Source organism: Ruegeria sp. I3 (assembly GCF_056532525.1).
The window spans coordinates 116370-128373 of the sequence record NZ_JBQFNI010000008.1; the positions used below are offsets into that span (position 1 = coordinate 116370).

Below are 12004 nucleotides of genomic sequence, written 5' to 3' on the forward strand. Positions count from 1 at the left end.
TGCGTGCCCCAACTTTTGGTTCACGCGACGGATTTTCAGAGAAGCGCGGCGTTATTGCGCCTTGTTCGACGGGCTCGTGGGCGCTAGATCAATTCAGACCAAGACAGCAGGAGCGCCATCATGTCGAAACTCGTCACGATTTACGGTGGATCGGGCTTTGTCGGCCGATATATCGCGCGGCGTATGGCTGCCGAAGGCTGGCGTGTCCGCGTCGCTGTGCGGCGGCCCAATGAAGCGATGTTCGTCAGACCCTATGGCGCGGTTGGTCAGGTCGAGCCTATCTTGTGCAATATCCGTGATGACGTCTCGGTCAGTGCGGCGATGCATGGTGTGGACGCCGTGGTGAATTGCGTAGGCGTATTGAATGAGCTGGGCAAGAATGCGTTCGACGCAGTGCAGGCCGAAGGTGCCGAACGGATCGCCCGGCTGGCGGCCGCTCAGGGTATCGACCGCATGGTTCATATCTCGGCCATCGGTGCGGATCCCGAATCCGACAGCGAATATGCGCGCACCAAAGCGCAGGGCGAGGCGCGCGTTTTGCAACACATGCCGGGTGCCGTCATTCTGCGCCCATCAGTCATTTTCGGCACCGAAGACCAGTTTTTCAACCGCTTCGCAGGAATGACACGGATGAGCCCGTTCCTGCCGCTCGTTGGGGCGGAAACGAAATTTCAACCTGTCTATGTCGATGATGTTGCGCAAGCGGCAGTTCAGGGCGTTCTGGGCAAAGCGTCTGCCGGTGTTTATGAACTGGGCGGGCCAGAGGTAAAGAGTTTCCGCGCCTTGATGCAGCAGATGCTCGACGTAATTCATCGCCGCCGGATCATCATCGGGATGCCTTTCTGGGCGGCGAAAATCATGGCGGGTGTGTTGGATATCGCGAAGTTCGTCAGTTTTCAGTTGTTTCCGAACAATATCCTGACTCGTGACCAACTTAAGAATCTGCGGCGCGATAATGTGGTGGCGGATGACGCTAAAGGTTTTTCGGACCTCGGGATCGAGCCCGCAACGTTGGAGTCGGTGCTGCCAGAATATCTGTGGAAATTCCGCCCCGCGGGTCAGTATGACGATATTCAGAACTCGGCCAAGAACCTGCGCATCTGATCAGCTATAGGCAATCACCAGCAGGATTGCTCCGAGGATGATCCGGTAGATCACATAGGGTGTGAAACTGACGCTGCGCAGAAGCCGCATCATCAGGTTAAGCGCGATCAGAGCCGAAACAAAGGCGAAGGCTGCGGCAATCGCGCCGTCCTTGGCCAGCTGTGTGTCCGCCTCACGGACGACGTCGACCGAAAGCAGGACGCCCGAAGCGACAATCGTTGGTATCGACATCAGCATGGCAATCCGCGCACCATCTTCGCGTGTATAGCCAAGCTGGCGAGCGCCTGTGATCGTAATCCCCGAGCGTGAAGTCCCCGGGATCAAGGCCAACATCTGCCACAACCCCATGATCATTGCGTCCTTTAAGCCCCAGTCCGAACTACGTTTGGTTTGTACCCCCTTTTGATCCATCCAATACAGCACTAACCCGAAGCCAAGCATCGCCCATCCGATGACGGCGACTGAACGTAGAGTCTGCTCAAGCCCCGTCAGGTACACGATCCCGCCCGCAATGACTGTCGGAATCGTGGCGATGACCAAGCCCAGTGCCAACCGCGCCTGAGGCGTCTCAATTCGTCCTCGGATAATTTGGGGTATCCCGGCTAGGGCTTGTTTCACATCTGACCAGAAATAAAGAATAACCGCGCCAAGTGTTCCTACATGGACGGCGACATCGATTGCCAGGCCTTGATCATCCGCGCCAGTCAGGCGGGGCAGCAGGATCAGGTGCCCGGATGAAGATACAGGCAAGAATTCGGTGACGCCCTGAATGATCGCCACAAGAATCAAGTGAAAAAGGCTCATCTGCTCTGCCGGTACCGTGCTCGTTTTGTTGAGAACAATGGGTATAAGCGGGCAACGGGAAAGTGAAGTGTCCAGATAGGTCCGAATCGGAACTAAAAACACGACAAATTTCTCTGAAAAAACATCGAGCGATGCAGTTTTCTCAATATAGGTCAGTACAGTTGACTTTTCATCCAGAATGACTTCACTTAAAGAACCCTGACCAAGCCAATTCATGGAGTCTGACCCGTGGCCAAGCAACCGATGCTGAAATTTGTGCAGATCGATCGTGTCATGCCTGAAAAGCGTGCCGCCAGTGACCGCAAAGAGGACTTCGATGAAATCTATGCCGAGTACGCCGCGGAGAAGGCGGCCGAACAGGCCAGCCGATGCAGCCAGTGCGGAGTGCCCTATTGCCAGTCCCATTGTCCGCTGCACAACAATATCCCTGATTGGCTGAACCTGACGGCAACCGGGCGGTTGGAAGAGGCGTATCAAACAAGCCAGGCTACCAACACTTTCCCTGAAATCTGCGGCCGCATCTGCCCACAGGACCGTCTGTGCGAAGGCAATTGCGTGATCGAGCAATCGGGCCACGGTACGGTCACCATCGGCTCGATCGAGAAATACATCACCGATACAGCCTGGGACAAAGGCTGGGTCAAACCCGTTCAGCCTCGTGCCGAGCGCGACGAAAGCGTGGGTATCATTGGCGGTGGTCCCGGAGGATTGGCAGCGGCGGATATGCTGCGCCGGGCGGGTATTCAGGTCACGGTCTATGATCGTTATGACCGTGCGGGGGGGCTGCTGATGTACGGCATTCCCGGTTTCAAGCTGGAAAAGGATATCGTCCAACGCCGAAATGACCTGCTGGCAGATGGTGGTGTTGCATTTGAGCTGAACTGCGATGTGGACGCCGCGAAATTCGCGGAAATCCACGCGAAACATGATGCGGTAATTATTGCAACGGGCGTCTACAAATCCCGTGATCTGTCCATGCCCGGCAGCGGTCTGGGTGGGATTGAAAAGGCGATCGATTTTCTGACAGCCTCGAATCGCAAGAGTTTTGGCGATGCGGTTGATGACTTCGACAATGGCCGCTTGAATGCGGAAGGTAAGAAAGTGGTCGTCATCGGCGGGGGTGATACCGCGATGGATTGCGTGCGCACGTCGATTCGTCAGGGTGCGACGTCGGTCAAATGCCTCTATCGCCGCGACCGCGCCAATATGCCGGGCTCGCAGCGCGAGACCCAGAATGCCGAGGAAGAAGGCGTGATCTTCGAATGGCTTAGCGCACCCAAAGGCTTTACCGGCGATGAGCAAGTAAACGGTGTCATGGTGCAGAAGATGCGTCTGGGCCAGCCCGATGCCTCGGGCCGTCAGGCTCCCGAAGTGATTGAGGGCGCAGACTATGTCGAAGAGGCCGATCTGGTGATCAAGGCGCTTGGATTCGAACCCGAAGACCTGCCCACCTTATTCGGCCAACCTGATCTGCCTGTGACCCGCTGGGGTACAATCAAAGCTGCGTTCCAGACCGGTGCAACCGAGATGGAGGGCGTTTATGCCATCGGCGACATCGTGCGCGGTGCTTCGCTGGTGGTCTGGGCGATCCGTGACGGGCGCGATTGCGCAGATGCCATAATTGAGCGTTTTAACGCCAAATCCGCCATCGCAGCCGAGTGAAACAAAACGCAAAAGCAATTCGAAAAATCCCAGCGGGTATGCGTTCGAAAGCGAACGCCGACAGATGAACAAAAGCCTGTGTGCCCCCTTGGGAAGAAGGAGACAGCCAATGACCAAATATGATGCCGATTGGGTGCGGGCCGAAGAAGCCAAGCGCAAATGGATGGCAGAAAACGGTCTCTATTCAGAGGAAGAAGAACATTCCTCGTGCGGTGTGGGCCTTGTTGTGTCCGTCGATGGTAAGCCGTCACGCAAGGTGGTGGATGCCGGGATCGATGCGCTAAAGGCAATCTGGCATCGCGGCGCGGTGGATGCGGACGGTAAAACCGGGGATGGCGCAGGTATCCATGTGCAGATCCCGGTCCCATTCTTCTATGATCAGATTCGTCGCACGGGTCATGAACCAAACTTGGATGAACTGGTTGCTGTCGGTCAGGTTTTCCTGCCCCGCACGGATTTTGGCGCGCAGGAACAGTGCCGGACCATAGTGGAAACCGAAGTTCTGCGCATGGGTTACTATATTTATGGCTGGCGACATGTGCCGGTAGATGTGACCTGTCTGGGCGAAAAGGCCAACGCGACCCGGCCCGAGATCGAGCAAATTCTGATCTCGAACTCCAAAGGCGTGGATGAAGAGACATTCGAGCGTGAGCTCTATGTCATTCGTCGCCGTATTGAAAAAGCGGCGCTGGCCGCAGGAATCTCGGGGCTATATCTGGCGTCGCTGTCTTGCCGGTCGATCATCTACAAAGGCATGATGCTGGCCGAGCAGGTCGCTGTTTTCTACCCCGACCTGATGGATGAGCGGTTCGAGTCCGCTTTTGCCATTTACCACCAGCGCTATTCGACCAACACGTTCCCGCAATGGTGGCTGGCCCAGCCCTTCCGTATGTTGGCCCACAACGGTGAGATCAACACGCTGAAAGGCAACATCAACTGGATGAAAAGCCACGAGATCCGCATGACCTCGGACAGCTTTGGCGTCTATGCCGAGGATATCAAACCGATCATAGCGGGGGGATCGTCGGATTCTGCCGCATTAGACTCGGTATTCGAGGTTTTGGTGCGTGCGGGGCGCTCGGCGCCAATGGCGAAAACCATGCTGGTTCCGGAAAGCTGGTCCAAGCAAGCTATCGAGCTGCCGCAAAGCTGGCGCGATATGTATTCCTACTGCAACTCAGTGATGGAACCTTGGGATGGCCCTGCTGCGCTGGCAATGACGGATGGCCGCTGGGTGTGTGCCGGTTTGGATCGGAACGGTCTGCGCCCGATGCGCTATGTGGTAACCGGCGATGGTCTGGTCATCGCGGGGTCCGAGGCGGGTATGGTGCCGATTGATGAGGCCACCGTGACCGAAAAAGGCGCGCTGGGACCGGGCCAGATGCTGGCTGTCGATATGAAAAAGGGCAAGCTGTTCCGCGACAAGCAGATCAAGGACAAACTGGCCCGAGCACTGCCGTTTGGCGACTGGGTCGGCAAGATCAACGATCTGGACGAGTCACTTGCGGGCGTGACGGAACACCCGAAATTCACCGGAGAAGAACTGCGCAAGCGTCAGATCGCGGCCGGGTATTCTGTAGAAGACCTAGAACAGATTCTTGCCCCGATGGCAGAGGACGGCAAAGAGGCGCTGGCTTCGATGGGGGATGATACGCCCTCGGCTGTTCTGTCCAAGCAATACCGCCCGCTCAGCCACTTTTTCCGGCAGAACTTCAGCCAGGTGACGAACCCTCCGATCGACAGTTTGCGTGAATACCGTGTGATGTCGCTGAAGACGCGGTTCGGCAACCTTAAGAACGTGCTGGACGAAGACAGCAGCCAGACCGAGATCATCGTTCTGGAAAGCCCCTTTGTCGGCAATGCACAATGGGACACCCTGGTCAATCAACTGGGTTCACCCCTTGCGGAGATCGATTGTAGCTTTGAACCCGGCCGAGGCGCTCTGAGCGCTGCTTTGGCGCGTGTTAGAGCCGAAGCAGAAGAAGCCGTGCGCTCGGGCGCGGGTCACTTGGTGCTGTCTGACATGAATTCAGGGCAAGGTCGTGTGGCGATGCCGATGATCCTGGCCACCAGTGCTGTGCATTCGCATTTGACCCGTCAGGGTTTGCGGACCTTTTGTTCGCTGAACGTGCGGTCTGCTGAATGTGTTGATCCTCATTACTTTGCGGTTCTGATCGGCTGTGGCGCGACTGTTGTGAACGCCTATCTGGCCGAAGACTCACTGGCTGATCGCATTGACCGTGGTCTGCTGGACGGCACCCTGACCGAAAACGTTGCGCGCTATCGCGAAGCCATCGACCAGGGTCTGCTGAAGATCATGGCCAAGATGGGTATTTCGGTGATCTCGTCCTATCGCGGTGGTCTGAATTTCGAAGCCGTGGGTCTCAGCCGCGCGATGGTGGCCGAGTATTTCCCGGGTATGACCAGTCGTATCTCCGGCATCGGTGTCACCGGCATTCAGACCAAAGTCGAAGAAATTCATGCCAAAGCGTGGGACAGCGGTCTGGATGTTCTGCCCATCGGAGGTTTCTACAAAGCGCGTAAATCGGGTGAGACCCACGCGTGGGAAGCAACCTCAATGCACATGATGCAAATGGCCTGTAACCGCGCCTCATATGAGCTGTGGAAACAGTATTCGGCCAAGATGCAGTCCAATCCTCCGATTCACTTGCGCGATCTGATGGATTTCAAGCCGCTGGGCAAGCCGGTGCCGATCGAAGAGGTCGAATCGATCACTTCAATCCGCAAACGCTTTGTCACTCCAGGCATGTCGCTGGGCGCGCTCAGCCCCGAGGCGCACAAGACACTGAACGTGGCGATGAACCGGATTGGCGCGAAGTCGGATTCCGGCGAAGGTGGTGAAGACCCGGCGCATTTTGTGCCTGAACCCAATGGTGACAACCCGTCGGCCAAGATCAAACAGGTGGCCTCGGGCCGGTTCGGCGTGACCGCCGAATACCTGAACCAGTGCGAAGAGCTTGAGATCAAGGTCGCCCAAGGCGCGAAACCGGGTGAGGGCGGTCAGCTGCCGGGTATGAAAGTCACAGACCTGATCGCGCGTCTGCGGCATTCTACCAAGGGCGTGACCTTGATCTCACCGCCGCCGCACCACGACATCTACTCGATCGAGGATTTGGCGCAGCTGATCTATGACCTGAAACAGATCAACCCGCGCTGCAAAGTGACGGTTAAGCTGGTGGCGTCCTCGGGCGTCGGCACGATTGCTGCCGGTGTGGCCAAGGCGAAAGCGGATATTATCCTTATTTCGGGTCACAATGGCGGCACTGGGGCCTCACCTGCGACTAGCATCAAATATGCCGGCCTGCCATGGGAAATGGGCCTGACCGAAGCCCATCAGGTTCTGGCGATGAACAACCTGCGCGACCGTGTGACTCTGCGGACGGATGGTGGCCTGCGCACCGGTCGTGACATCGTCATGGCCGCGATGATGGGCGCTGAGGAATACGGCATCGGTACCGCCGCCCTGATCGCAATGGGCTGTATTATGGTGCGTCAGTGCCAGTCGAACACCTGTCCGGTGGGCGTGTGTACGCAGGACGAATCGTTGCGTGCCAAGTTTACTGGCAACGCGGACAAGGTGGTGAACCTGATCACCTTCTACGCACAGGAAGTGCGAGAACTGCTGGCTAGCCTCGGCGCACGTTCGATTGACGAAATCATCGGTCGTGCTGATCTGCTAGCACAGGTCAGCCGCGGATCGGCGCATCTGGATGATCTGGACCTCAACCCGCTGTTGATCACCGTCGATGGCGCACATGATATCGTCTACAACCGCGACAAGGATCGTAATGCGGTGCCGGATACGCTGGATGCCGAGATTGTGCGCGATGCAGCACGGTTCCTGAAAGACGGTGAGAAGATGCAACTATCTTACGCGGTGCAGAACACGCATCGGACCGTGGGTACACGTGTCTCAAGCCACATCGTCCAGAATTTCGGCATGCGGAACACGTTCCAGGACGATCACTTGCATGTGAAGCTGCAGGGTTCGGCGGGCCAGTCGCTGGGGGCTTTTGCCGCTCCAGGTCTCAAGCTGGAGGTCTCGGGTGATGCCAACGACTATGTCGGCAAGGGGCTTTCGGGCGGCATGATTGTTGTGCGACCCCCGCAGGTGAGCCCGCTCAAGGCGGAATATAACACCATCATTGGCAACACCGTCCTATACGGTGCCACCGATGGCCACCTATTTGCAGCAGGCCGCGCAGGTGAGCGGTTCGCGGTGCGAAATTCAGGTGCCAGAGTGGTGATCGAAGGCTGCGGCTCGAACGGATGTGAATACATGACCGGCGGCGTTGCGGTTATTCTCGGCGATATCGGTGCCAACTTTGGTGCGGGGATGACGGGTGGTATGGCTTATCTGTACGACCCCGAAGGCAAAGCTGAGGCGCTGATGAATATGGAGACGCTTGTCACCTGTCCGGTGACAGTGGACCATTGGGAAGATCAGCTGAAAGCAATGATCGAGCGCCATGTCGCGGAGACCAACAGCCGCAAAGCCATTGATATCTTACAGCATTGGGATGTGGAAAAGACCAACTTCCTGCAGGTTTGCCCAAAAGAGATGTTGAACAAGCTCAGTCATCCTCTGACCACCGAGGTGGCGGCGGTTCCTGCAGAATAGGTCTTGAGAGATCTAAATCTTTGGCCCGGCGTGTCGTTCCCAACACGCCGGGTATTCTTTTGTCTGGCCATATTGTTTCCAATTCTTGTGTAATGCCGTGCATAACGCCTAGCTTTAGTCATAGTTTATTCGGGAAATGCAGGCATGCTGCTATCCCAATGAGGTGAGTGAAGTGGAATATCGGTGTGCCCACGACGTATACAGACCAGTTTTTTGTGCTCGACCCGGCCAATCCGGGTGCGAACGGAACCGTTGTTGGATCCACGCTGAACGTCGAGTTCTTTGATATCATCGATCAGAATGACGATGATCTGATCAACCGGCTGAATGGAGACTCGGTTGACGGATCTGATATCACTGCGTCTTACTTCAATGATATGGTGACGATCGAGTTGCCGGGTGGTGCGCAGGTTACATATACCGGCGTTACCTTCTACCTTGCTGACGGGCGCGAGGTTTTTACCCCAACAGACGGATCGGTTCTGCAGCAAGGCACGTTTGTTTCTTCTTCAGTCACCGATTTTAGCGATGATGGGGCTTCGTTTGGTTCGGTCGATATCGCCAACGGTGATCTCGGTCCGCCCTGCTTTACGCCCGGCACATTGATTGAAACCCCCGATGGGCCCCGGCCGGTCGAGGACCTGAAACTTGGAGATCTGGTTACGACCGCGGATAGCGGCGCTAAACCTGTGCTCTGGATTGGTCGTACCAAGGTGGCAGCCGAGGGTAAACTGGCCCCAATTCGCTTCGAGACAGGGATGTTCGGGCTCACGCGCCCTCTGCTTGTTTCGCCGCAGCACAGGATGCTGATCGATGATTGGCGTGCACCCTACCTGTTTGGCCATGAAGAAGTTCTGATCGCTGCCCATTGTCTTGTGAACGGAACAACAGTCACGCGTGTCGAAGGGGGCGAGGTGGATTATATCCACATTCTGTTCCGGCGACATGAGATCGTGTTCGCCAATGGCGCCAAAAGTGAAAGCTACTACCCGGGACATGCACTGACCCAGGCCGAGCGTCGGACGCAAGCAGAAGTATTGGCCTTGTTCCCGGAGTTGGCGGCGCGCGGAGCAGCCTCAGTCAGAACTGCACGCCCGGTTGTGCGACCGCGCGACGGACAGATGTTGTCGAAATAATCCGTTTCAAATACGCCCTTCGCGGCGTATAGCAAGGCATGGCAAAAAAAGCAGTCCGCAAACCGCGCGGTAAGAAAAAGAGGGCGTCCAGATCAAACAAAACAACAGGCCCCATCGCTCGGATACGGCGCTGGGCCCTTCGTGTTGTTCTGGCGATGGTCGTGGCTTTTGTGTCTTTGGTTCTGATCTATTCAGTCGTGAACCCGCCGGTCACGCATACGATCTGGTCCGAGTGGCGTCGGCTTGGGAAGGTTGATCGCGAGTGGGTGCCGATCGAAGAGATTGCCCCGATCATGGCGCGGTCGGTCGTAGCAGCCGAGGATGCCAACTTCTGCCTGCATTGGGGCTTTGATGTCGAAGCGATCCGCGATGCGCTGGAAGATGGCGGCAGCCGGGGTGCATCGACCATCACGCAGCAGGTGGTCAAGAATGTATTTCTCTGGCAGGGGCGCAGCTGGGTCCGCAAGGCGCTTGAAACCTCGATGACTCCGATTGTTGAAATCGTCTGGAGCAAGCAGCGCATTCTCGAAGTGTATCTGAACGTCGCGGAAACCGGACAAGGGATCTTTGGCGTCGAGGCCGCGGCGCAGAAGTATTATGGGGTGAGTGCGGCAAAAATGTCTCCGACACAAGCGGCGCGTGTGGCGGCGATTCTGCCATCCCCGCGCAACCGGTCGGTGACGGATCCATCGGTGCGGACCCGCAGGCGTGCCGCGTCAATTCTGGATGGAGCGGCCACCATCCGCGCAGATGGACGCGCCGCGTGTTTCGAGGATTGAAACCCAGACCCCTCAGCGGCTAAAGCTTGAAGGGTACTCTACTGGTTCGAATGGAAGTTCATGGCGCGTCTGTTTCACGTTCCCCTCTCGCCCTATTGCCGCAAGGTTCGCCTGTCTTTGGCCGAAAAGAAGATCGAGGTTGAGCTGGTCGAAGAACGATACTGGGAACAGGACCCGGATTTTTTGCGCCGCAACCCGGCGGGTAAGGTTCCTGTGCTGCGACTGGATGGTCAGATCATGGCCGAGAGCGCCGCGATCTGCGAATATATCGAAGAGACCCGACCCGAGCCACCCTTGATGCCTAAAAAAGCCGAAGCACGTTATGAGGTGCGGCGTTTGGTGGGCTGGTTTGATGACAAGTTTCACCACGAGGTGACCTCAAAGCTACTGTATGAGCGGGTGAACAAGAAAGTAACGGGGCAAGGCTATCCGGACAGCAAGAACGTCAAGGAAGGCGCGCGCGCGATCAAGTATCATCTGGATTATATGGCCTGGCTGCTGGATCACCGTCGCTGGCTGGCCGGAGATCAGATGACATTGGCCGATTTCGCCGCGGCGGCGCATCTGTCGGCGCTGGATTACATTTCGGACGTAGATTGGAACCGAAGCTCTGCGGTGAAGGACTGGTACGCCAAGATCAAATCCCGCCCGGCGTTCCGCTCGATTCTGGCGGATCAGGTTCCGGGATTCCGGCCACCGCCACATTACGCGGATCTGGATTTCTGATAGATTGAGGGGTAGGGGGCTGTCCGCCCCCTCTTGGCCATTGGGCCAATTCACCCCCGAAGGTATTTTTGGCCAGATGAAGAGCGGATCGGAGTTGAAACAGCGGTTGGTGGAGCAAGCCTTGTCTGAGGGGTTTGTCGCCTGTCGGGTTTGTCGTCCTTGGGATGTGCCCCTTGTTCCCGAACGGTTGGATGCCTTTCTACAAGCCGGATATCATGGCCAGATGGGCTGGATCGCTGAGCGGGCTCATTGGCGCGGTGATCCGTCTGTGCTGTGGCCTGACGCGCGGTCGGTGATCATGCTTGCGGAGAGCTATACGCCCGAGCATGACCCGACTGCGGTGCTGGCGCATTCCAACTTGGGCGCCATTTCGGTTTATGCGCAGAACAAGGATTATCACGATCTGGTTAAGAAGCGCCTCAAACGATTGGCGCGCTGGCTGATTGCCGAGGGTGGGGGTGAAGTGAAGGTGTTTGTCGATACTGCTCCGGTGCCAGAGAAGGCGCTGGGGCAGGCCGCTGGGCTGGGGTGGCAGGGCAAGCATACCAATCTTGTCAGTCAGGATTGGGGAAATTGGGCCTTTTTAGGGTCTGTTTTTACAACTTTAGATTTGCCTGTGGATGGCGCTGAGGTCGACCATTGTGGCTCATGCCGCGCGTGTTTGACGGCCTGTCCGACAGACGCGTTTCCGGCACCGTATCAGTTGGATGCGCGGCGCTGTATTTCGTATCTGACCATCGAGCATAAGGGGCCGGTGGAGGAAGAGTTGCGCGCGCTGTTGGGCAACCGAATCTATGGCTGCGATGATTGTCTTGCAGCCTGCCCGTGGAACAAGTTTGCGGTCGCGGCCAGTGACCTTCGCTATGCGGCGCGGGAGGAGCTAAAGGCGCCTCCGTTGGCGGAACTGGCGCAGCTGGATGATACAGCATTTCGCGCGATGTTCTCGGGCTCGCCGATAAAGCGGATCGGCCGGAATCGGTTCGTGCGGAACGTGCTTTATGCGATTGGGAACTCAGCGGTGCCGGAGTTACTGCCGGTTGCACAGGCGCTGACCGATGATCCGGATCCGACCGTGGCTGATGCAGCGCGCTGGGCGGCATCCCGGTTGTCGTAAACAGGCTGGACGCGCCGCAGGAAAACGCTACACCCGG

The 12004-nt window shown here is 57.1% G+C and carries 8 protein-coding genes; 7 read left to right on the forward strand and 1 reads right to left on the reverse strand.

Annotated features, from left to right (window positions below; all coding sequences use genetic code 11):
- The first annotated feature begins 120 nt into the window (after positions 1 to 120).
- Positions 121 to 1104, forward strand: a complete 984-nt coding sequence (locus tag ACR0L9_RS18300) for a complex I NDUFA9 subunit family protein (protein WP_480896356.1) — start codon at positions 121 to 123, stop codon at positions 1102 to 1104.
- On the opposite strand, the gene ACR0L9_RS18305 is transcribed toward ACR0L9_RS18300, so the two are convergent.
- Entirely contained in the window at positions 1105 to 1908 is an 804-nt protein-coding gene (locus tag ACR0L9_RS18305) for an undecaprenyl-diphosphate phosphatase (RefSeq protein ID WP_480896357.1), read from the reverse strand.
- A 228-nt stretch (positions 1909 to 2136) separates the two neighbouring features.
- Between ACR0L9_RS18305 and ACR0L9_RS18310 the strand changes: the two genes are divergently transcribed.
- The 6 genes from ACR0L9_RS18310 (at position 2137) to queG (ending at position 11967) form a co-directional block, all read left to right on the forward strand.
- Positions 2137 to 3570, forward strand: a complete 1434-nt coding sequence (locus ACR0L9_RS18310) for an NAD(P)-dependent oxidoreductase (RefSeq protein WP_170466699.1) — start codon at positions 2137 to 2139, stop codon at positions 3568 to 3570.
- A 109-nt stretch (positions 3571 to 3679) separates the two neighbouring features.
- Positions 3680 to 8212, forward strand: a complete 4533-nt coding sequence (gene gltB / locus ACR0L9_RS18315; RefSeq protein WP_170515240.1) for a glutamate synthase large subunit — start codon at positions 3680 to 3682, stop codon at positions 8210 to 8212.
- A 167-nt stretch (positions 8213 to 8379) separates the two neighbouring features.
- Entirely contained in the window at positions 8380 to 9348 is a 969-nt protein-coding gene (locus ACR0L9_RS18320; protein WP_480896358.1) for a Hint domain-containing protein, read from the forward strand.
- 38 nt (positions 9349 to 9386) lie between these two features.
- On the forward strand, positions 9387 to 10127 hold the full coding sequence (gene mtgA, locus ACR0L9_RS18325; protein ID WP_170627034.1) for a monofunctional biosynthetic peptidoglycan transglycosylase: 741 nt from the start codon (positions 9387 to 9389) through the stop codon (positions 10125 to 10127).
- Positions 10128 to 10187: 60 nt separating this feature from the next.
- Positions 10188 to 10853: an FtsZ-binding protein FzlA gene (gene fzlA, locus ACR0L9_RS18330; protein ID WP_170399162.1), complete on the forward strand. Its 666-nt coding sequence runs from the start codon at positions 10188 to 10190 to the stop codon at positions 10851 to 10853.
- Positions 10854 to 10929: 76 nt separating this feature from the next.
- Positions 10930 to 11967 carry a tRNA epoxyqueuosine(34) reductase QueG gene (gene queG / locus ACR0L9_RS18335; protein ID WP_480896359.1) on the forward strand — a complete coding sequence of 346 codons (1038 nt, stop codon included), beginning with the start codon at positions 10930 to 10932 and terminating at the stop codon, positions 11965 to 11967.
- Positions 11968 to 12004: the final 37 nt, after the last annotated feature.